24 protein-coding genes are annotated in these 20,956 nt (G+C 67.5%); 9 read left to right on the forward strand and 15 right to left on the reverse strand.

Going from position 1 to position 20,956, the window contains the following annotated elements; genetic code table 11:
• Window positions 1-128 precede the first annotated feature (128 nt).
• A complete protein-coding gene (gene pan2 / locus C471_RS04585) occupies window positions 129-1,352 on the reverse strand; it encodes a proteasome-activating nucleotidase Pan2 (RefSeq protein WP_004046877.1) in 1,224 nt (407 codons plus the stop codon).
• A gap of 258 nt (window positions 1,353-1,610) precedes the next feature.
• Here pan2 and C471_RS04590 point away from each other — a divergent pair, with 258 nt between their 5' ends.
• Window positions 1,611-2,171, forward strand: coding sequence for a response regulator (locus tag C471_RS04590; RefSeq protein ID WP_004046878.1), 561 nt, complete (start codon window positions 1,611-1,613; stop codon window positions 2,169-2,171).
• 50 nt (window positions 2,172-2,221) lie between these two features.
• Here C471_RS04590 and C471_RS04595 read toward each other — a convergent pair whose 3' ends face one another.
• Complete coding sequence (locus C471_RS04595; RefSeq protein ID WP_004046879.1) at window positions 2,222-2,512, reverse strand: amphi-Trp domain-containing protein; 291 nt, start codon at window positions 2,510-2,512, stop codon at window positions 2,222-2,224.
• A 128-nt stretch (window positions 2,513-2,640) separates the two neighbouring features.
• On the opposite strand from C471_RS04595, the gene C471_RS04600 reads away from it, so the two are divergent.
• A complete protein-coding gene (locus tag C471_RS04600) occupies window positions 2,641-3,036 on the forward strand; it encodes a hypothetical protein (RefSeq protein WP_004046880.1) in 396 nt (131 codons plus the stop codon).
• A 175-nt stretch (window positions 3,037-3,211) separates the two neighbouring features.
• Here C471_RS04600 and C471_RS04605 read toward each other — a convergent pair whose 3' ends face one another.
• The gene (locus tag C471_RS04605; protein WP_004046881.1) at window positions 3,212-4,291 is read right to left on the reverse strand and encodes an aminopeptidase; all 1,080 of its coding nucleotides are present in this window, start codon (window positions 4,289-4,291) and stop codon (window positions 3,212-3,214) included.
• A gap of 105 nt (window positions 4,292-4,396) precedes the next feature.
• Window positions 4,397-5,704, reverse strand: coding sequence for an acetamidase/formamidase family protein (locus C471_RS04610; RefSeq protein WP_004046882.1), 1,308 nt, complete (start codon window positions 5,702-5,704; stop codon window positions 4,397-4,399).
• Between the two features lie 131 nt (window positions 5,705-5,835).
• Here C471_RS04610 and C471_RS04615 point away from each other — a divergent pair, with 131 nt between their 5' ends.
• Window positions 5,836-6,813, forward strand: a complete 978-nt coding sequence (locus C471_RS04615) for an HFX_2341 family transcriptional regulator (protein WP_004046883.1) — start codon at window positions 5,836-5,838, stop codon at window positions 6,811-6,813.
• Between the two features lie 97 nt (window positions 6,814-6,910).
• Here the strand turns inward: C471_RS04615 and C471_RS04620 are convergent, their stop codons facing one another.
• From C471_RS04620 to C471_RS04635, 4 genes are read right to left on the reverse strand one after another with little or no spacing between them, the layout of a single operon-like run.
• Window positions 6,911-7,711 (reverse strand): energy-coupling factor ABC transporter ATP-binding protein, encoded by an 801-nt coding sequence (locus tag C471_RS04620; RefSeq protein WP_049908963.1) that lies wholly within the window; start codon window positions 7,709-7,711, stop codon window positions 6,911-6,913.
• A complete protein-coding gene (gene cbiQ, locus C471_RS04625) occupies window positions 7,699-8,511 on the reverse strand; it encodes a cobalt ECF transporter T component CbiQ (protein ID WP_004046885.1) in 813 nt (270 codons plus the stop codon). Before cbiQ ends, C471_RS04620 begins: the two co-directional genes overlap by 13 nt.
• Window positions 8,508-8,807, reverse strand: a complete 300-nt coding sequence (locus tag C471_RS04630) for a PDGLE domain-containing protein (RefSeq protein WP_004046886.1) — start codon at window positions 8,805-8,807, stop codon at window positions 8,508-8,510. Before C471_RS04630 ends, cbiQ begins: the two co-directional genes overlap by 4 nt.
• The gene (locus C471_RS04635) at window positions 8,804-9,460 is read right to left on the reverse strand and encodes an energy-coupling factor ABC transporter permease (RefSeq protein ID WP_004046887.1); all 657 of its coding nucleotides are present in this window, start codon (window positions 9,458-9,460) and stop codon (window positions 8,804-8,806) included. The genes C471_RS04630 and C471_RS04635 overlap by 4 nt, the downstream gene beginning before the upstream one ends.
• Window positions 9,461-9,584: 124 nt before the next feature.
• Here C471_RS04635 and C471_RS04640 point away from each other — a divergent pair, with 124 nt between their 5' ends.
• A complete protein-coding gene (locus C471_RS04640; RefSeq protein ID WP_004046888.1) occupies window positions 9,585-10,001 on the forward strand; it encodes a CopG family ribbon-helix-helix protein in 417 nt (138 codons plus the stop codon).
• Window positions 10,002-10,010: 9 nt separating this feature from the next.
• Here C471_RS04640 and C471_RS04645 read toward each other — a convergent pair whose 3' ends face one another.
• From C471_RS04645 to C471_RS04675, 7 genes are read right to left on the reverse strand one after another with little or no spacing between them, the layout of a single operon-like run.
• Window positions 10,011-10,850 (reverse strand): urease accessory protein UreF, encoded by an 840-nt coding sequence (locus tag C471_RS04645; protein WP_004046889.1) that lies wholly within the window; start codon window positions 10,848-10,850, stop codon window positions 10,011-10,013.
• Window positions 10,847-11,548, reverse strand: coding sequence for an urease accessory protein UreE (gene ureE / locus C471_RS04650; RefSeq protein WP_004046890.1), 702 nt, complete (start codon window positions 11,546-11,548; stop codon window positions 10,847-10,849). The genes C471_RS04645 and ureE overlap by 4 nt, the downstream gene beginning before the upstream one ends.
• Complete coding sequence (locus tag C471_RS04655; RefSeq protein ID WP_004046891.1) at window positions 11,545-12,474, reverse strand: urease accessory protein UreD; 930 nt, start codon at window positions 12,472-12,474, stop codon at window positions 11,545-11,547. The genes ureE and C471_RS04655 overlap by 4 nt, the downstream gene beginning before the upstream one ends.
• Complete coding sequence (gene ureG / locus C471_RS04660) at window positions 12,471-13,091, reverse strand: urease accessory protein UreG (RefSeq protein WP_004046892.1); 621 nt, start codon at window positions 13,089-13,091, stop codon at window positions 12,471-12,473. The genes C471_RS04655 and ureG overlap by 4 nt, the downstream gene beginning before the upstream one ends.
• Window positions 13,091-13,417 carry an urease subunit gamma gene (locus tag C471_RS04665; protein ID WP_004046893.1) on the reverse strand — a complete coding sequence of 109 codons (327 nt, stop codon included), beginning with the start codon at window positions 13,415-13,417 and terminating at the stop codon, window positions 13,091-13,093. Before C471_RS04665 ends, ureG begins: the two co-directional genes overlap by 1 nt.
• Entirely contained in the window at window positions 13,414-15,126 is a 1,713-nt protein-coding gene (gene ureC / locus C471_RS04670; protein ID WP_004046894.1) for an urease subunit alpha, read from the reverse strand. The genes C471_RS04665 and ureC overlap by 4 nt, the downstream gene beginning before the upstream one ends.
• On the reverse strand, window positions 15,123-15,506 hold the full coding sequence (locus C471_RS04675) for an urease subunit beta (RefSeq protein ID WP_004046895.1): 384 nt from the start codon (window positions 15,504-15,506) through the stop codon (window positions 15,123-15,125). The genes ureC and C471_RS04675 overlap by 4 nt, the downstream gene beginning before the upstream one ends.
• A 598-nt stretch (window positions 15,507-16,104) precedes the next feature.
• On the opposite strand from C471_RS04675, the gene C471_RS04680 reads away from it, so the two are divergent.
• The 5 genes from C471_RS04680 to C471_RS04700 all read left to right on the forward strand — a co-directional run bounded on the left by C471_RS04680 (window position 16,105) and on the right by C471_RS04700 (window position 20,948).
• Window positions 16,105-17,370, forward strand: coding sequence for an urea ABC transporter substrate-binding protein (locus tag C471_RS04680; RefSeq protein ID WP_004046896.1), 1,266 nt, complete (start codon window positions 16,105-16,107; stop codon window positions 17,368-17,370).
• A gap of 80 nt (window positions 17,371-17,450) precedes the next feature.
• Window positions 17,451-18,359: an urea ABC transporter, permease protein UrtB gene (gene urtB / locus C471_RS04685; RefSeq protein WP_004046897.1), complete on the forward strand. Its 909-nt coding sequence runs from the start codon at window positions 17,451-17,453 to the stop codon at window positions 18,357-18,359.
• On the forward strand, window positions 18,356-19,483 hold the full coding sequence (locus C471_RS04690; RefSeq protein ID WP_004046898.1) for an ABC transporter permease subunit: 1,128 nt from the start codon (window positions 18,356-18,358) through the stop codon (window positions 19,481-19,483). The genes urtB and C471_RS04690 overlap by 4 nt, the downstream gene beginning before the upstream one ends.
• The gene (locus tag C471_RS04695; RefSeq protein WP_004046899.1) at window positions 19,480-20,253 is read left to right on the forward strand and encodes an ABC transporter ATP-binding protein; all 774 of its coding nucleotides are present in this window, start codon (window positions 19,480-19,482) and stop codon (window positions 20,251-20,253) included. Before C471_RS04690 ends, C471_RS04695 begins: the two co-directional genes overlap by 4 nt.
• Entirely contained in the window at window positions 20,250-20,948 is a 699-nt protein-coding gene (locus C471_RS04700; RefSeq protein ID WP_004046900.1) for an ABC transporter ATP-binding protein, read from the forward strand. Before C471_RS04695 ends, C471_RS04700 begins: the two co-directional genes overlap by 4 nt.
• Window positions 20,949-20,956 lie beyond the last annotated feature (8 nt).

The following is a 20,956-nucleotide window of genomic DNA, read 5'->3' on the forward strand; positions in this document are numbered from 1 at the left end:
TGAGTCGCGTCCAGCCGAGCGACCGGAGCTTCGGCGGTGTTCGTCGCTCACCGACCGTCAAACCTCCCGCAGGACACGAAACAGATCTCCGCTCAGTACGTCTCGTCCGTCTCGTCCGTCTCGTCCATCTAGTACTGGTAGTTGATGACCCGCTCTTCGGTCTGCTCGGCGTCCTGTAGCTTCTCGCGCGCCTGCTCGAAGTCCGCCTGCGTGACCTCGGTGCGCCCGTCGCGGATCGCGAACATCCCGGCCTCGGTGGCGAGCGAGGCGATGTCGGCGCCGCTGTACCCCTCCAGATCCGCCGCGACCGCGCCCACGTCGGTGTCGTCGGCGACGTTCATGTCCTGGGTGTGGATCTCCAGGATGCGCTCGCGGCCCTCCGCGTTCGGCTCGGGCACCTCGATGAGGCGGTCGAAGCGGCCGGGGCGCAGGATGGCCTCGTCGAGCATGTCGAAGCGGTTGGTGGCGGCCATGATCCGGACCTCGCCGCGGTCGTCGAAGCCGTCCATCTCCGAGAGCAGCTGCATCATCGTCCGCTGGACCTCGGCGTCGCCCGAGGTCTTCGAGTCCGTGCGCTTGGCGGCGACGGCGTCGATCTCGTCGATGAAGATGACGGCGGGCTCGCGCTCGGCGGCGAGCTCGAACAGGTCTCGAACGAGCCGGGCGCCCTCGCCGATGAACTTCCGGACGAGCTCGGAGCCGGCCATCTTGATGAAGGTGGCGTCGGACTCGTTGGCGACCGCCTTCGCCAGCATCGTCTTCCCCGTTCCCGGCGGGCCGTGCAGGAGGACGCCGCTCGGCGGCTCGACCCCGACCGCCTCGAACTGCTCGGGGTCGTCGAGCGGGTCCTCGACGGCCTCGCGGACCTCGCGGATCTGATCGTCGATCCCGCCGATGTCGTCGTAGGTGACGTCGGGCGACTCGGTGACCTCCATCGCCTGCGCCCGGGAGTCGGTCTCGTCGTCGAGCACCTGCTGGACCGCGAAGGAGTCGTTGATCGCGACGCGGTCGCCCGGCCGGAGGTCGGATTCGAGCGTCGTGGACGCCTGCGTCAGCACCTCCTGGTTGTTGCCGTGCTGCTTGATGACGATGCCGTCGTCCGTGATCTCCTCGACGGAGGCGATGTACAGCGACGAGGTCTTCAGCACCTCGTTCTCGCGTTTCAACTCGTCGACGTCGGCCTTCAGTTCGCCGCGCCGGTCCTGCGCGTCGTCGAGCCGCTCTTCGAGTTCGTCGTTCACCTGCCGTATCCGCCGGTAGTGCTGACGGATCGCCTCAAGCCGCTCCGTCTCGCTCATCTCCGGATCGAGTTCCAGACGGGGGCGGTCAGGTAATGAGGGGCTGTGAGACATTCGTTGGTCCCGACTAAGAAGCGCGCGTAAATGTGCCTTTGGGTCACGGCGGTCTCCTGGTCCGACCGCGGAGAACCTCACGTCCAGCGAACGCGAACGGCTCGATCGCCGGATCCGAGAGAATATCGTTTTTGATACTCATGGGTCAACGTTTTAACGGGTTGTGTGAGTAGCTCGCGTTATGAGCGCACGAACAGCGGCCGGCCGCGCCGGGCCAGGGCTCCCGGCAGGCGATCAGCGGACCACAGCCTCCCGAACATGAGCGACGCCGAAGCGCGCCCCACGGTTCTCGCGGTCGACGACGAGCCAGACCTGGCCGAGCTGTACCGGGTGTACCTCGACGCGGCCTACGAGGTTCGGATCGCCACCGACGGCGAGGAGGCCCTCTCGCTGATGGACGACACCGTCGAGGTGGTCCTCCTCGACCGGCGGATGCCCGACATGTCGGGCCACGAGGTGCTGGAGGCGATCCGCGGGGAGGGGTACGACGCGCGGATCGCGATGCTGACCGCGGTCGAGCCCGACGTGGACATCGTCGACATGCCGTTCGACGACTACAAGACGAAGCCCGTCACGAAGGAGGACCTACTCGCGCTCGTGGAGGTGCTGCTCCAGCGCGCGAAGTTCGACGAGCACAGCCAGAAGTTCTTCGCGCTGGCGTCGAAGAAGGCCGCGCTGGAGGCCTCCGACATGACGAACACCGAGGAGTACGAGGACCTCATCGACCAGATGGAGGCGGTCCGAGACCGCGTCGACGACACCCTCGATCACCTCTCTGCCCGTGACGCGTTCGTCGAGATCCCCGGAAACGCCCCGTAGGGCTCGTCGGCCCCGAAACAACTGATTTCCCGCGACACCCGCAGCGCGACCTACTCTATCGTCAACTCCCCGTTCCCGTTACCGCCCTCCCCGTCGCTCTCCTCGTCCCACTCCAGTTCGAACTCGACGCTGAGCTCGCCAGGACCGTCGGCCGGTCCCTCGCGCTCGGCTTTCACCTCGAACGCCGGTCGCGCTGGCGGGTCCATCGTCACGGACCGCTCGTCCTGCTTCAGGGTGACCGCGCTGCCGGACTCCAGCGAGTCCGCGACGGTCCGGAGGTACGCGGCGATCTCGGCGCGGGTTCGGCGGCTCTCCGACTCGAAGAGGACTTCTTCGGGCATACGTCGCCATACGCACCCCCGGGGGATAAACACCGCGTGCGACGCGAGGGGGACGACGGCGGCGTGTTCCCCGACCGCGCTGCGTTTTCCCCCGATCGTTTTATGGGATCCCCCCGAACCCGTACGCCGTGTCCGTCCCCGACTGGCTCCGCACGGTCGTCGCCGTCGCCGTGTACTGGACGGCGATCGCGCTCGGCGGGAGCGTCCTCCTCGCCGATCCGACGAGCCCGCTCGTCGCGGTCCCGGTCGTCGGCGGCGGCGCGATCGTCGCGCACGCGGCACGAACCGACCGGCTCGTCGAGATCGGGTACGCGGTGGGAACGATGTGGCTCGCCGTCCTCGCGGTGTCGGTCGGCACCGGCGTCGTCGATCTCGTCGCGGCGCCCGAGGGCGAGATCGCGCCGCTCGCCGGCTATCCGGGCGCCGCCGCGCTCGGCACCGTCGGGCTGTTCGCCGTGCTCGTCGTCGCGTACGCGGCGTTCGTCCGCCGGAGCGTGCGTCGGTCCGCGTCTGATCCCGGGTGAGCGGCGTCCGCGACGCCGATGCCGTCGGCCCGAAACGCGACCGCCCTCAGAACCCGTCCTCGAACACGAACGTCCCAGTCGCACCTTTTTCCCGGCCTCGCTTCGCTCGGCCGGCAAAAATCTGCACCAAAAACCCGCTCCCGAGGACGGCCGTCGGCCCGAAACGCGACCGCCCTCAGAACCCGTCCTCGAACACGAACGTCCCGTCGCGCTGGACGACCTCGCCGTCGACCTCGATGACGGAGTCCTCGCTCATGTCGACGATCATGTCGACGTGCTCGGCGGACTCGTTGACCTCGTTCTCCCCGCCGACCGTCTCCGGGTACGCGGAGCCGACCGCCATGTGGACGGTGTCGCCCATCTTCTCGTCGAACAGCATGTTGTAGGTGAACCGGTCGATCTGGCGGTTCATGCCGATGCCGAGCTCGCCGAGGCGCCGGGAGCCCTCGTCCGTGTCGAGGATGCCGGAGAGCAGGTCCTCGTTGCGCTTGGCGGAGTGGGAGACGACCTCCCCGTCCTCGAACCGGAGCCGGACCCCCTCGATCTCGCGACCGTAGCGGTACAGCGGGAGGTCGAAGTAGACCTCGCCGTCGACGCCGTCGCGGGTCGGGGCCGTGAACACCTCGCCGCCGGGGAGGTTCGCCTCGCCGTAGTCGTTGAGCGTGGAGTTGCCGGAGACGTCGAGCGTGAGGTCGGTCTCCTCGCCCGACCTGATTCGGACCTCGTCGGCGTCGTCGAGGATCGCCACCATCTCCTCCTGGAACGCGCGCTGTTCGTCCCAGTCGAGCGAGACGGCGTCCCACACGAAGTTCTCGTACGCCTCGGTGCTCATCCCGGCGAGCTGGGCGTGGCTCGCGGTCGGGTACTGCGTGAGACACCACGTCTTCGAGAGCCGCGTCCGCTTGACCTCCTCCATCGCGCGGTTGTACGCCGCGTTGGTCTCGGGCTCGATGTCGGCGTCCTCGGTGGCGTTCGCGCCGCCGCGCGCGATGACGAACACGTCGGCCTCCTCGTAGAGGGCGCGTCGGTGGCTCGGCTCGGTGAACTCCTCGGACGAGCGCTTGAACGCGCGCTGGGCGCGCTTCGAGTAGTTGAGGTAGACGGGGTTGGCGCCGCGGTCCCCGCAGACCTCGTGGAGGGCGACCGCGAGGTCCTCGGCCTCCTTCGGCATCTGGATGACCACATCGTCGCCCGACTGAATGTCGGTCGAGTGGTCGGCGATGATCTCCGCGTGTTCGCGAACGCGTGCGTCCATATACGTGCGTTTCGCGGCCGGGGAATTACGGCTTTCCTTCCGGCGGCGCGGGTGGGAGAGCCGGCGGCCCGCGTCGGGGGCCGACGGTTCGAGGATCGAGAGGGGTCACAGCCCGTACTGCTCCCGCGCCGCGTCGCCGAGTCCGCGCTCGTCGAGCAGGTCCAGCGGCGCCAGCACGTCGAGCTGGACGACGCCGGGGAGCCGGCCGATCTGGACGCCGCCGGTGAAGGTACACCGGGCGCGGATCTCGCCCTCGCTCATATCGAGCAGTTTCCCCGCGCGGTCGAAGGCGTTCTGGGTGGCGTCGTTGACGGTGGCGCCGGAGCCGACGACCTGAATCGGGGCCATGTCGTCCTCGACGTCGACGCCGTGCTCCGCGCCGAGGTCACGGCCGGCCTCGCGCTCCGCGTCGCTGTAGGGCTTGCTGATGAAGGGCAGGTCCTCCTCGTTCGGGAGGAGCACGGGGCCGTCGATGTCGAGGTCCTCGATCACCTCCACGTCCATGGTGACGGTGCCGCTCACGTCGGTGGTGTGGAGGGAGAGTTCGCCGTCGCCCTGGTTCGCGTGGAGGTCGCCGACGTACCCCCCGCCGCCGTCGATCTCGACGGGACAGATCAGCGTGGCGCCCGCGCGGACCTCCGGGATGTCCATGTGCCCGTCGGTGCGCTTCTCCAGGTCGGCCTCGGTCTCGACGCCGTAGTCGTGGTCGGCGCCGATGAGGCTCTGGCCGAAGTCGCCCGCGTTGTGCGAGTCCGGCATCGTCACCGAGGGCGTCGTTCCGATGTTCCCGATGAAGGGCCGGAGGCGACCGAGCGTGCCGGGCATCCCGTCGGGCTCGTACAGCAGGATCGGGTGTTGCCGGGCGTTCTCGGGGATGTCCATCACGCGCTCGGCGTCGAGCGCGAGCTCGTGGGCGCCGTCCTTATCGAGGGTGATCCCGACCGCGTTCTCGTGGTCGAACGCGACGGTGTAGCCGTACTCGAAGCCGAACGAGGAGGCGTTGGCGCCGCACTCGGCACAGCGGATCGCGTCCTCGCCCGTGCCCTCGACGACGGAGTCGGGCCACGTCGTTCCGCACTCGGGACAGCGGTGGTCGACGAAGGGGTCGTCGCCGAACGCGCCCTCGCGCTCCGCCATCGATCCCGTGCTCGTGGCCATGCTCGTCACCGTCACGTCGCGGATGTGGATGGCGACGGCGTCGCCGACCTCGGCGCCCTCGACCCGGATCGGGCGGGTCACCTCGTGGCCGCCCCGGAACGAGGGCGTCACCATCGGGCCCCAACAGCCCGGCGGCGTGTACGTCTCCACCGTTCCGCCGTCCGCGACCGTGCCGGCCCACTCCTGGTCGGGGCCGACCAGCCCGAGCGTGTACCGGTCGACGTAGAGCTCCTCTTGGACGCCTTGTTGTGACATACCACTTCGCAGTAGGGGCGTCGGGAGAATAACGCTACTGCTCGCGGAAGGATCGATCGGTGTGTGGCGGGCGGCGGACTTCCGCGGTCGCTTGCGGTCGTTTATAACTGCGTCTCGCCATATCCCCATCCATGCAGACGCACATCGTGCCGGTCGGGTTCGACTACGACCGCATGATCGCCCCGCTCATCCGGGACCAGTTCGACGTCGACCGGGTGATCCTCTTGGAGGGGACGGTCGGCAGCGAGGCCAACGTCGAGTACTCGCGCAACATCGCTCGCAAGCTCGAACAGGACTTCCGGAACCTGCTCGGCGCGGAGACGGTCCGCGAGCGACTGGACGACGTGTACGACTACGACGCCGCCTTCGAGCGCGCGTACGACCTGATCAACGCGGAGCTCGATCGGGACGAACGGAACGAGCCGGGAGACGGCGACGCCGCCGACAAGCGCGAGGTGTGGGTGAACCTCTGTTCGATGCCCCGACCCGTCTCCTTCGCGTTCGCGACCGCGGCCCACTCGATCATGGTCGAGCGCCAGGACGACCGCGACCGGATCCACACCTACTACACCGCCCCGGAGAAGTACTTAGAGACCGAGCTCGCCGAGGAGTTGCGCGCGACGCGGGACCTCCTGCGCGACCTGGTCGAGGGAGAGAATGAGGGAGCCGACGACGCCATTGCGGGCGCGGGCGTCGACCCCGACCGCGTCGCCGACCGCCTCGCGAGCACCACCGACCTGCTCGCGGAGTTCGACGAGCGCGGCACCACAATCGGCGCGAAGCGCATCGGCGACAGCCACGTGATCGAACTCCCCGTCGCCTCCTTCCAGAACGTCAAGCCGTTCGAGGAGCTCGTCCTCTTCACCCTCGGCGAGCACGGCGAGTTCGCGTCGGTCTCTGAACTGGCCGAGACGCTCGCGGACGACCTCAACGAGGAGTACACCGACTCGTTCCGCTCGAAGGTGATCTACAACGTCGACCGGCTCGGCCCCGGCGGCAAGGGGTACATCGAGCGCGAGGAGCGCGGGAAGTCCTACCGGACCACCCTCTCGCGGATCGGCGAGCTCTGGGTCCGGGCGCACGCCGACGAGGACCGCGATCTGGCGTGAGGGGGTCGGAGGCTCCGGTCGCGGCTCGGCAGTCGCCTCGGCCGACCCGGAGAGCGTCTCGCAGAGGCCCACAGGGGTGGATCGGCCGCGGAGCCCGCTACCGCATCTCGCGCGAGAGGTACTTCCGCGCCTCTGAGACGGTTAGCGGGACCTCGTCGGCGTCGAGGATCCCGTCGAACAGCTGTACCGTTGTCGGCGGTCGGAGCCCGTGATCCCTCAGTAGCGACCCGTCCGTGAGGATCTCTCGGACGGGACCGTCCGCGACGGCGGAGCCGTTCTGTCCGACGAGTATCACCCGATCGGCGACTTCCGGGACGAGATCCGGCGACGGCGTGAACAGCACCACGGTCCCCTCGTGAGCGGTCATCAGTTCGAGGATGCGTTCCCGGTACCGGTCGTCGACGGCTCCGAGCGGTTCGTCCAGCAACAGCACGTCGGGATCGAACGTCAGGACACTCGCGACCGCCGCTCGCTGCTTTTCGCCCCCCGAAAGCCGGAACGGCGCTCGGTCCAACAGGCCGCTCAGGCCGAGCCGGTCGGCGAGTCGCTCTATCCGCCGGGCTGCCGCCTGCCGCGGCATCCCGAGCTGGGCCGGCCCGTATTCGAGATCCTCGCGAACCGTCGTGTTGAACAGGTAGTCGTCCGGATCCTGGAGCAACACGCCGAGTCGGTCCCGGACATCCTCGGCGTCCGTCGTCTCCTCGAAGTACTCCACCGTGCCGGTCGACGTGTCGATGAGCCCGCCGAGCGCGAGCTGCAGCGTGCTCTTTCCCGACCCGTTCGCGCCGATGACCGCGACTCGTTCGCCCTCCTCGATGGTGAGCGTGATATTCCGAATCGCCGTCGTCCCGTCCGGATACTCGTGCGACAGTTGCCGCGCGTCTATCACAGGCCCCATCGGATCACCCACGAGCCGATGACCGTCGCAGCCGCGAACGCGACCAAGGCGTAATCGCACCCATCGACGGTCCGTGTCCGATCGTACGGCGACGGCGGCCGGGCACCGCCCCGAGCCCGCATCCCGCGCCCGACTCGCTCGCCGCGGTCGATCGTTCGCAACAGGAACGTCCCCGCGATCCGCTTCACGTCACGCCACCCGCCGCGGACGGTCGATCGCCCGGCCGTCCGACTGTTTCGCGCCAGGACCAGCCGCTGCAGCTCATCGAAAAACAGGAACAGGTACCGGTACGTGACCGCGATCACCCACACGAGCGCGACCGGAACTCGAAGCGCCTTCATGGCGGCGATAACCGATGAGAACCGCGTCGTCACCACGATCAGCGACAGGAGAGCGACTCCGGTTCCGACCCGGAGCGTGAACAGGACGACGTACGAGACGCCGGCGTCGGTGACGGCGATGCCGAACGCCTCGACGAGTACGTCTCCGGGCAGCAGCACCGCCTGTGGGAGGACGATAAACGCGGACGTAAGCGGGACGACCGCCGAGCGCGCGAGCAACCGCCGTAGCGGCACCTTCGACAGCCGCGCCAGCGCGACCGTCACGGCGCCGAGGAGGAGCGTCACCGCGAGGGTTCGGGTGATCATCACCGCCAGCGCGAGGCCGGCGACGGCACACAGCGACGCCCGGGGGTCGCGACGCTGGAGGAACCCGTCTGACGCGGCGATCCGTTCGGCCGCGAAGACGCTCCGGAGCGCGCCCGTGATGGCCTCGACAGAGCGCCCGACGACGCCGGTCACCGTTCTAACAGTCGCCCGGCTCCGAGCGCGGCTGCCAGCGTGAGCCCCGTCCCGACGGCGGCCGACACGAGCGTTCCGAGCGGCGCGTCGAGGCCCGGCACCGCGTAGTCGGGGAGGAGACCGGGGGCGATCGGGGCGGCCGCGTCGGCAGCGCCCGTCGCCTCGGCGGCGTTTTCCAGCGGTTCGGCGTAGCCGACGGCGCCCGAGGCCCAGCCGAACGCGGGAGCCAAGACGACGAGAACGAGGAGCCCGAGGAGCGCCCGTCGCATCCACGAGTCCGAGACGAGGCCGTTCACAGGCCCACCTCCGGGGACAGCGAGTCGTCGTCGAACCGGCCGAGAACGAGATCCGGCCGGGCGTTCGCGACGAAGCCGTACACGGCGGCGGTGATCGCCCCTTCGATGAGGCCCAACACCGTGTGACCCACGACCATGATCGACACGGTCAGGCCCAGTTCGTAGGCGAACGCCGACGAGAGCCCGACGCCGAGCCCGACCGCGAGCGCCGAGACGGTGATCGCTCCCCAGCCGGCGACGAAGGCGGCACCGGTCTCGTGGACGCCCCTGAGCGCCCGAAAGATGGCGTAGCCGACGAGCACGTCGACGACGGCCATCGCGAAAAGGTTCCCGCCGAGCGCGATGATGCCGCCGTCGCCGAACACGAGCGCCTGAATAGTCACGACGGCGGTCATCGCGAGGACGCCGAGAGAGGGGCCCAAGAGGATGCCGGCGAACGCGCCGCCGACAAAGTGCGCGCTCGTCCCTCCCGGAATCGGCCAGTTCAACATCTGTGCGGCGAAAATACCCGCTGCGACGACGCCGAGAAGCGGCGTGCGCTCGTCGCCGAGTTTGTCCCGAGCGCGCCTGACCGCGATTCCGATCGCAACGCCGGAAGCGACCCAGAAGAGGCCCGCGATCAGCGGATCGAGGAAACCGTCGGGAATGTGCATTTGTCTCACAACCTCTGTAGAGCCCTGATAATACTTCTCCTCTTAATCGTAATATTGTATGGTGGAATACCCACCAAGCACGCGGGCATCAACGGTTAAGCGACTGCTGGGAAAACACGGGGGTATGAGCCAAGACGTCGACCGGATGAGCGTCACACTCCCGCCGAGCCTTCTCGCGGAACTGGAGGGGGTGGTCGACGCCGGCGAGTACGACAGTCGCTCCGAAGCGACCAGAGACGCCCTCCGCGCGTTCGTCACGGAGTTCAACCGGCAGACCGGACTCTCCGGGCGTCTCAGCGGAACGGTAGTCGTCCTCTACGAACACGAACACAGCGGTGTGACCGACGAGCTGACCGAGCTGCAACACGACTTCACGGAGACGATCATCGCCGTGCACCACGTTCACATCAGCGAGCACCTCTGTCTGGAGTCGATCGCCGTCGACGGGGCGGGCGAGCGGATCGAGTCGTTGCTGTCGCGGATTCGCCCCCTGAAAGGCGTTCATCAGGTCAAGCTCACCGTGGTCGAGGCGGACCGGTAGCGACGCCGGTCAGCTCATGAAGAGCCGTCGGTCGGCCCGCTCGTGGGACATTCCCATCACGTCGGCCAGCGGCGCGAACGAGCACATCGCGTCGAGCTCGGCGTCGTGGTACCGGTCCGAGACCGACTCGATCACCGGGAACAGCGCAGAGAGCTGCGATTGGATCGCCGTGTGCCCGAACCGGCCGAGTCGCTGGGCGGCCGCGAGCAGTCCGCTCACCGAACCGTAGGCGTTCGCCAGCGCCGCTTCTCGGCTGCTGAGTCCCGCCCGCTGACAGACGACGCCGAGGACGACCGGATAGTGGCCGTCGGCGCGTCCGGCCTCGCAGGCCGCCGCGAACTCGGCGACGGTCCCGTCGACTGCGGCCCGAGCGAGCGGGTCGGCGCCGTCACCGGCCGCCGGGTCCCCGTTGACACCGTCGACCGCCCCGCCGCCGTCGCCGGTGGCCGCTCCGCCACCGCCGTCGCCGGCGGCCGCTCCGCCACCGCCGTCGTCGACCGGGTCGCCGTCCGTCTCGGCGAGCAGCTCCAGCAGCTTCCGACCGGCCTTCGTCGAGCTGTCGCGGAACTCCGCCGGCAGCGTCGCCGCGCCGAGCCGCTCGTCGGCCGCCAGCACGCCGTCGAGGTCGCCGGCCGCGGCCGACCGGTGGGCGTGGCCGAGCGCGACGGTCTCGGCGGGGCCGATCACGCCTCGGAGATACCCACCGAGGAGCTCACCCAACTCGTCCGCCGTCTCGATCTCGTCTTCGTTGAGGTACTGCTCGACGCCGTAAGAGGCGGTGTAGGTCCCAACCGGGAGCATCGAATCCGAGAGCCGCATCGCCGTCAACAGCGCCGCGGACGAGGTCATCGGTCCTCCGCGGCCGGCGATGTCGCGTCCTTCTCGTGACCGTGATCGTGGCCGCCGTGATCGTGATCGTGGCCGCCGTGACCGTGATCGCGGCCGCCGTGGTCATGCGAGCGGTCGTCGTGGTCATGCGAGCGGTCGTCGCCATGCGCGTGACCGTGGCCGTGCTCGCCCGTGTGGTCGTGCTCGGCACCGCGATCCGCGGTTTGATCGCTATCGCCGTCGGTGAACAGCTCTGCGCCGACGGTTTCGTAGCGCGTCGTCGCCTCTGCCGGGAGGTACGGCCCCAACACGTCTTCGATGATCGCCCGATCGGCCTCGACCGGGACGTACACGGTGTCGCCCTCGACGGCGAGGTCCCAGTGTTGGTTGCCGATCCGGTGGCCGAGTTCGAGCGCCGTCGCCACCGCCGCCTCGGCGGCCGGGAACTCGACGACGAAGGCCTCGCGCTCCTCGAAGGCGACGACGACGGCCCCGTCGTCGTCGAGCACCAGCACGTCGCCGGCGGTGAGTTCCGGCTGATCGACAAGCACGCCGAGGTCGGTCCCCGCGTCGGTCGTCACCCGGAGTCGGGACCGCCGCCGCTCGGTGTCGTCGAGGACGACCGTCTCCAGCCTTCCGGCGCGCTCGTGCTCGGCGACCGCGTCAGCGAGGGCCGGGTCACGGTCGACGTTGCCGACGACGCCGTCGACGCGTCTCATCGGCCGCGGCCCTCCAGCGGTGCGCCGACGCCGAGCAGCGCTTCTCGGGTCTCGTCCCACGCGGCCTCGACGGCGGCGGTGACGTCGGTGCTCCGGTCGCCGAGGACGCGGACGGTCACGCCGGCGTCGTCCTTGAGGAGCGACGCGCCGGCGGCGACTTCGTGATCGGCCAGTCGGTCGTGCAGCGCGTCGGCGAGGGCGTCGACGTCGGCCGCGGTCGGTGCGAAGGCGTACAGCGTCCCGACGACGGCGTAGTCGCCGACCGTCGCCGGGTCCCGCGGGTCGCGCTCGGCGGGCCGGAGGTCGACGGCGTCCGCACAGACCAAGTCGTCGTCGACGCTCGCCTCCAGCCGGCTGTGGTAGTGCTCGAAGCCGAACGGCTCGTGGTCGGTCAGCCCGTCCGGCACGAAGATATCGCCGACGACGACGCTCGCGTCCGGGGCCATCTCGACGGTCGTCGTCTGCAGACAGCGGGCGTCCTCGTTGACGATGGTCGGGCCGGGAACGTACTCGAGATAGGCGCCCGACTCTGCGACCAGCGTCGCGTCCAGGTGGGCGTAGTTGGCCTTCATGCTGTGGACCTTCGTCGCGCTCTGCGTGGTCACGTGTGCCCGCGCGCCCGACCGGGCCTCGACCGAGAGGCTGTGACGGTCGCCCTGCGCGACGCCGCCGGTCGGCTCCTGTAGGCAGACCGTCGTGAGCCCGGGAGCGGGGTCGCTGTCGAGCGTCCCGGTCAGGTGGTACGGCACCTTCACGAGGTCCGACAGCAGCCGGGTTGGATTGTCGCCCTCGCGACCCAAGACGAGGTCGGCGATCCCGTTTTTCCCGTGGCCGAAGGCGGGCGACTGCGGGAGGGGCTGGTCGCCGTACTCGCGGAAGGCGGGCGGAACGACGGGGTCGTCGGCGGGGTCGTCGGCGGCGCTCACGCGAACAGAATGCTCCGTTCGATCGAGTCGACGACCTCGCCGACTCCCTCTTCCGCCTTGCAGTTCGTGAACACCGTCGGATCGTCGCCGCGGACCGTCTCCGCGTCGTCGCGGAGCACGTCGAGGTCCACGTCGACGTGCGGCGCGAGGTCGGTCTTGTTGACGACGAGGAGGTCGGCCTGCGTGACGCCGGGACCGCGCTTCCGCGGGATATCGTCGCCCTCGGCGACCGAGATGACGAACATGAAGTAGTCGGCGAGCTCCGGGTTGAACGTCGCGGCGAGGTTGTCGCCGCCCGACTCGATCAACACGACGTCGAGCTCCGGATGCCGTTCGGTGAACTCGTCGATCTTCGCGAGGTTCATCGAGGGGTCCTCTCGGATCCCGGTGTGCGGGCAGGCCCCGGTCTCGACGCCGGCGACCAGGTCCGTCGGAAGCCGGTCGGCGAACGAGTCGCGGAGCCGGTCGGCGTCCTCCTGTGTCATGATGTCGTTCGCGATGACGCCCACGTCGTAGCCGGCGTCGTCGAGCCGCGGCACGAGCCGCTGGACGAGCGCGGTCTTCCCCGACCCGACCGGTCCTCCGAGACCGACCTTGGCGACGTCTCTGTACCCCATTATTCCAGTTGCTCCGTGGTGTCGCTCCGGATCGGGTCGTGGACCGTCACGAGCTTGGTGCCGTCCGGGAACGTCGGTTCGACCTGTACCATGTCGACCATCTCGGGGACGCCCTCCATCACGTCCTCGCGGGACAGGAGGCTCGTCGCCTCCGAGCGGATCTCGGCGACGTTCATCCCCTCGCGGGCGCGCTCACAGACCCAGTCCGAGATGTACGCAACCGTCTCCGGGTGGTTGAGTTCGATCCCGCGTTCCTTCCGGCGCCTGGCCAGCTCCGCGGCCATGAAGATCGTGAGTCGTTCGTCGTCTTTCGGTGAGAGTTTCATAGCGTGTACCTCTGTGCGAGCGGCAGTTCCTCTGCGGGGTCACACGTCACGTGTTCCCCGTCGACTTCGACCTCGAACGTCTGGGCGTCGATGTCGATGTCGTCCGGTGCGTAGTCGTTGTGCAGCATGTCGGACTTCCCGACGTCGCGGGTGCCGCGGACCGGACGTATCCGCGCGTCGAGACCCAGCTCGTCGCCGACGCCGTTCTCGTACGCCGCTTTACTGACGAAGGTCGTGCTCACGGCGTTCTTCGCCTTGCCGACCGCGCCGGCGCGCGAGCGCTGCATCACCGGCTCGCAGGTCATCAGCGAGCCGTTGGCCTCGCCCATCTCGCTGTGGACGGGGAAGCCGCCCTTGATGACGTACTTCGGTTTGATGCCGAAGAACTCCGGCTCCCAGAGCACGATGTCGGCCATCTTGCCCGTCTCCAGCGAGCCGACGTACTCGTCGATGCCGGCGACCTTCGCGGGATTGATGGTGTATTTCGCGATGTAGCGTTCGATCCGGGCGTTGTCCGCGCCCGTCCCCTCGTCGGCCGGGAGCGGCCCGCGTTGGGCCTTCATCTTGTGGGCGGTCTGCCACGTCCGACAGATCACCTCCGCCATCCGACCCATCGCCTGGGAGTCGGAGGTCATCATGCTGATCGCGCCCATGTCGTGGAGCACGTCCTCGGCGGCGATGGTCTCCGACCGGATCCGCGATTCGGCGAAGGCCACGTCCTCGGGGACGTCCGGGTTGAGGTGGTGACAGACCATCACCATGTCCAGGTGCTCGTCGAACGTGTTGACGGTGTATGGCATCGACGGGTTCGTCGAGGACGGCAGCATGTGCTCGTGGCCGATCAGTTCCAGCACGTCGGGAGCGTGGCCGCCGCCCGCGCCCTCGATGTGGAAGGTGTGGATCGTCCGTCCGTCGATGGCCTCGAAGGTGTCCTCGACGAAGCCGGACTCGTTGAGCGTGTCGGTGTGGATACAGACCTGTACGTCCTCCTCGTCGGCCACGTCGAGCGCGGTGTCGATCACGGCGGGGGTCGATCCCCAGTCCTCGTGGAGTTTGAGACCGGTCGCGCCGGCCTCGATCTGCTCGCGGATCGGCTCGGGTTGGCTCCCGTTGCCCTTCGCGTAGAAGCCGACGTTCATCGGCCACTCCTCGGCCGCCTGCAGGAAGCGTTCGGTGTTCTCGGGACCGGGAGTACAGGTCGTCGCTCCGCCGCCGAACCCCCCGCCGAACATCGTCGTGATCCCGCTGGCCAAGGCGTGTTCGAACAGCTCCTTGCTGTTGAAGTGGACGTGGATGTCGAACGCGCCGGGCGTCGCGATGAGGCCGTCGGCCGGTACCGTGTCGGTGCTCGCGCCGATGACCAGACCGTCGTCGACGCCGTCCATCGTGTCCGGGTTGCCGGCCTTGCCGACACCGGCCACTTTCCCGTTGCGGACGCCGATGTCACCCTTCCGGACGCCGAGGACGGGGTCGATTACGACGACGTTGCTGTAGACCCAGTCGAGGGCCCCGTCGGCCTGCGTCGTTCCGGGCTGCATCCCCATCCCGTCGCGCATCGTTTTGCCGCCGCCGAACACCGCCTCGTCGCCGTAGGTGCCGTGGTCGGTTTCGATCTCGGCGAGGAGGTTGGTGTCGCCGAGACGCAGCCGATCGCCCTCCGTGGCGCCGAAGAGATCGGTGTACGCCTTCCGGGAGAGCTCGCGACTCATCCCCCTTCCCCCATGTAGCCCGCCTCACGGGCCCGCTCGAAGGCCGCTTCTCGAACCTCCTCGTCGTCGAGATCCCCCTCGACGAGTCCGCCCATCCCGCGGAGGATCCGATCCCCGCCGTACGCGACGAGGTCGACGTCCTCCTCACAGCCCGGCTCGAACCGAATCGCCGTTCCCGCGGGGATGTCCAGTCGCATCCCGTAGGCGGCTTCGCGGTCGAACGCGAGCGCCTTGTTGCACTCGAAGAAGTGGAAGTGCGAGCCGACCTGCGCGGGGCGGTCACCGGTGTTCTCGACGGTGACCGACGCCGTCTCGCGTCCGGCGTTGATCTCGATCGGATCGTCCGCCGGCAACAGTTCTCCGGGTACGAGATCACTCATCGGTGCGATCTCCGTCTGCCGGGATCTACCGCGGGTGATAAATCGACTACCATTCTGGGAGAATAATTGGATAATACTTGTAAAAGACTTCCTCTTAGTGTAGTAATAGGCGTAGATTAGCGTTTGAATTGAAAATAAGCAAAATCCATGGCAATATTTTCGACAGTCGCGCCGGTTTGCAGACGCTCTGTGAGGAAAACTCGCCGTTTGCCAAGTTTCACCGCCCCGTTCCCCGCAGCCGGAAAACGAGACGGAGCTGATCGGACCGAAACCGGCGCATCGACGGCTCGCGCGAACCTCCCCGCCGCTATCCGCGTCAGATTCGGCGAGACCGTCAGTTATCTATCGATAACGACATGTGTTTCAGTTCTCATCTTGGAGACGCAACCTACTATTGAACATCTGTTCAATTCTCTATCCAATATTAGGTCATATAAATTCTTGTGAGTGTATTTCCATGCATATTGACGTGAGGAGAAGTCTTTTGTAATCAGTCCATCTTCGGAGGATTGTCTGAAATGAGAAGACAATTGGCACGGGATTCAGATAATAACGTTGTATCTATCCAAAAAGATCGCAGTATCGTGGGGATTGACGAATGATGTACGAATCGATCTCTCGTCGTTCGGCATTGGCTTCGGGCGCGACCGCGCTCGGCATCTCGGTGGCCGGGTGTTCCGGCGGTAGCGGGGAAAGCGGCGGACCGACCGTCGGGATCCTCGAGGACCGCTCGGGGAACTTCCAGCTCAACGGGACCTCGAAGTGGCAGGCGACGCGTCTCGCGCTCGAGGAGATCAACGAAAACGGCGGGCTCCTCGGCGAGGAGATCGAGATCGTCGACCCGGACCCGCAGTCGGACAACTCAAGGTACCAAGAGCTCACCGAGCGGCTGATCTTACAGGACCAAGTCGACGCGCTCTGGGCCGGCTACTCGAGCGCGACGCGGGAGGCGATCCGCCCGATCATCAACGAGAACGAGCAGCTGTACTTCTACACGACGCAGTACGAGGGCGGCGTCTGTGACAACACGATCTTCCCGGTGGGCGCGACCGCGCGTCAGCAGTTGGGGATCGTGACGCCGTACCTCGCCGACGAGTTCGGCGAGGACATCTACATCATCGCCGCCGACTACAACTTCGGACAGCTGTCCGGCGACTGGGTGAACGTGCTCGCACAGGAGAACGGCTACAACATCGTCGGGGAGGAGTACATCCCGCTGGACGAGACCGACTTCTCGTCGGTCATCAACCGTATCCAGGGCGAGGACCCCGACTTCATCATGTCGATGCTCGTGGGGGCGAACCACGAGAACTTCTACGACCAGCGGGCGACGAACGACCTCGAGAACATTCCGATCGGCACCTCGACGGCGATGGCGCAGGGTCACGAGCACATCCGGTACGACCCGCCGGCGCTCACGAACGTCTACGCCGGCGTGAGCTACATGGAGGAGCTCGGCGACCTCCGCGACGGGGAGAACTTCGTCGAGGACTTCTACGAGCGGTGGCCGGACGCGAACTACCTCAATCAGGAGGCCCAGAACAACTACTTCTCGGTGTACCTGTGGGCGCAGGCCGTCGAGGAGGCGGGCACGTTCGATCAACAGGAAGTCATCGACGTCCTCGAAGAGGGCCGCGACATCAGCGCGCCGTCGGGCGACCTCACGCTCGACGGGGCGACCCATCACATGGAACACGAAATGCGAGTCGCGCGCGCAGACGAGAACCACGAGGTGTCCTTCACGAACAACGAGCGCATCGGGCCGAGCTTCCTCCGCGAGGAGGTCGAGGGGGGCGACGGCTGTGACCTCCGTGAGGAAGACAAGACGACGCAGTACGTGCCGAGCGACGTGTACGACGTCTAGTGAACGATGCACCCACAGATTCACCAGCCGAACGCACCGATCGCCCACAGAGGGGGTGCAGCACCGTGATCGAGGCGTCGATGGCACCGTTGACGTTCTCGGTGTACAGCCTGACCGCGCTGCTGTTCCAGTTCCTGAACAGCTTCGGCTTCATCGTCCTCGCGACGGTGGGGCTGGCGATCATCTTCGGAATGATGGGCGTCATCAACCTCGCGCACGGAGAGTTCATCCTGATCGGCGTGTACGGGACCGCACTCCCGTATCACGCCGGGGCGCCGCTGCCGCTCGCGATGGTCGGCGGCGTCGTCGCCGCGACGCTGTTCGGGGTGGTCGTCGAGCGGACGATCGTCCGTCGGTTCTACGACCGGCTGCTGGACTCGATGGTCGCCACGTGGGGACTGGCGCTCGTCGTGTCCCAGCTCCTGTTGATCGTCTTCGGGTCCAGCCTCGACAGCATCTCGACGCCGATGGGGAACGTCGACTACGGGCCGTTCTCGTCGTCGGTCTACCGGAGCATCTTCCTCCCCGCCGTCGCGCTGCTCGTCCTCGTCGGGCTCTACGCGGTGTTCACCCGGACGGAGTTCGGAATCAAAGCGCGGGCCACGATCGAGGACCCCGAGACCGCCCGCGCGATGGGGATCGACACCGACCGGATGTACACGTCGACGTTCGCCATCGGCTCCGGGCTCGCGGGGTTGACCGGGGCCCTCTACGCGCCCGCACTCGGCTCCATCACGCCGAACCGCGGGAGCACGTTCCTCGTCGAGTCGTTCGTCGCCGTCGTCGTCGGCGGACCGTCGGTGATCGTCGGGACGCTGTCCGCGGCGGGCATTCTCAGCGTCTTCAACGCCACGGGGAGCTTCTTCTTCGGCACGTTCATCGGGCAGATGCTGCTGTTACTCGTCGCGATCGTCGCGCTGCGCGCGCTTCCGGACGGGATCACCGGCTACGTCGACGACTGGCGGCAACGGCGGAGGGCCGAGGAATGACGGACCGTCTCGACGCGGGGACGGTCTCAGTCGTCGGTCGCCTCCGGAGCCGGCTCGAAGGACCGAACACGATCGGTAACTCGACGACGTTCTGGGTCGGCTTCGCGGTCGCGGTCGCGGCGCTTGCGGCGTACCCGCTGGCGACCGACCCGTACACCGTCATCCAGTCCTCGCGCTACCTGGCGCTCTCGTTCCTCGCGTTGAGCCTCTGTTTCATCTGGGGCTACGCGGGCGTGTTGAGCTTCGGCCAGGTGGCGTTCTTCGGCGTCGCGGCCTACGCGTTCGGCGTGATCGGGATCAACCTCTCGTCGGCGACGGGCGTCGTCGTCGCGACCGTCGGCGCCGTCATCGCGGGGACGCTCTCGGCGGCGCTGCTGGGGTACTTCATGTTCTACGGCGGCGTCCGCGACACCTACGTGACGATCATGACGCTCGTCGTGGCGCTGGTGTTGAACACGTTCATGGCGCAGACGGCGGGCAGCGAGTGGGCCGTCGGCGAGGCCCAACTCGGCGGGTTCAACGGCATGACGGGCGTCCCGAGCCTGACGCTGGGCCTCGGTGAGAGCGGGCTGGTACTGGAGGGGACCGGGTTCTACTACGCCCTGTTGTTCACGCTGCTCGCGACCTACCTCGGGCTCCGCGTCCTCCTCAACAGCAGCTTCGGAATGACGATGGTGGCCGTGCGCGAGGACGAGGCCCGGACCGCGACGTTCGGCTACAACGTCCCCTTCGTGAAGCTCGTCGTCTTCACGATCGGCGGCGCGCTCGCCGCGGTCGGCGGCGTCTTCTACGCCAGCTGGGGCAACTACATCGATCCGAGCGTCTTCGGAATCGCCTTCGCCGCGCTCCCGGTCGTCTGGGTGAGCGTCGGCGGTCGCGAGTCGCTGCTCGGCGCGATCGGCGCGACGCTCGCGATAGAACGCATGCGAACCGGGCTGTCGAGCGGGATCGGACCGATCGGCTCCGAGTGGGCCCTGGTGATCGTCGGGGGGCTCCTGTTGGGAGTCATCCTCTACCTGCCCGCCGGCGCCGTACCGACGCTCGACGGCCTCGCCGACGAACTGCGCGCGAGACGCACCGAGCGGTCCCAATCGACGACCGCCGCGGAGGAGTCACCGGAATGAGCACACCACAGGACATCAACGTCAGACAGAAGCCGGCGGTCGCCGCGACCGGCGGCGGGACGAGCACGATACTGGCGACCAAGCAACTCACCAAGAACTTCGGCGGACTGACTGCGGTCGACGGCGTCGACTTCTCCGTCGCCGAGGGAGAGATCCGCTGTCTCATCGGTCCGAACGGCGCCGGCAAGAGCACGCTGCTCGAACTGATCACCGGACAGCTCGCTCCGAGCGACGGGGCCATCTACTTCGACGGCGAGGATCTCACCGGGCTCGACACCCACAAGCGGATCGACACGGGAATCAGCGTCAAGTTCCAGTCGCCGCACGTCTACGAGAACCTCACCGTCGAGGAGAACCTCCGGGTGCCGCTCCAGCGAACCGACCGCGACGTGGACCGAGTGCTGGCCGAGACGCTGGACCGGACAGCGCTCTCAGAGAAGGCCGAGACGGGCGCAAGCGAGCTGTCTCACGGTGAGAAACAGCGCCTCGAAATCGGCATGGCGGTGACGCTCGACCCGAAGCTCATGCTGCTCGACGAGCCCGTCGCCGGCATGTCGGTCGACGAGACCGACGACGTCGCGGACCTCATCCGGTCGCTCCACGACGACGGGATGACCTTCGTCGTGGTGGAACACGACATGGAGTTCGTCCGTCGCATCTCCGAGCGGGTCACCGTGTTGAACCAGGGGGAGATCTTCCGACAGGGCCCGATCGAGGAGATCGAAGCGGACGAAGACGTCCGCCGGATTTACCTGGGTGAGAACGCGTGACGCTGGACATTAGCGGCCTCCACGCCGGATACGACGGGACACCGATCCTCAAGGACATCGATTTCACCGTCGACGACGGCGAGATCGTCGGGATCGTGGGCCGGAACGGCGTCGGGAAAACGACCCTGTTGAAGGCGATCATGGGGCTGCTCGACCCCGATTCCGGGAGCGTCCGGTTCGACGGCCGAGACCTCACTCACGAGCCCGCGGACGTACACGCGCGTAGCGGTATCGGGTACGTTCCGCAGGGGCGAGACGTGTTCCCCGGGCTGACCGTCGAACAGAACCTCGAGATCGGCGAGGGGATCGGCGACGGCGGCGAGACGCGCTACGAGCAGGTGTACGACTACTTCCCGATCCTCGAGGAGCGGGCCGATCAGGACGCGGGCACCATGAGCGGCGGCCAACAGCAGATGCTCGCGATCGGTCGAGCGCTCGTCGGGGGCCCGGACCTCCTGTTGGTCGACGAACCCTCCGAGGGCGTCCAGCCGTCGATCGTCCAGTCGATCACGGCGGACCTCAAGCGGATCAACGAGGAGTTCGGGACGACGATCCTCTTCGTCGAACAGAACCTCTCGGTGATCCAGGGGCTCTCGGAGCGGTGTTACGCGATCGACCACGGGACGATCGTCGACGAGATCGGAGACGGCGCGATCGGCGACCGCCAGCAGCTCGAGAAGTACCTCGTGGTCTGAGCTCCCGC

It is taken from the genome of Halorubrum saccharovorum DSM 1137, assembly GCF_000337915.1.
GTDB classification, from domain to species: Archaea; Halobacteriota; Halobacteria; order Halobacteriales; family Haloferacaceae; genus Halorubrum; species Halorubrum saccharovorum.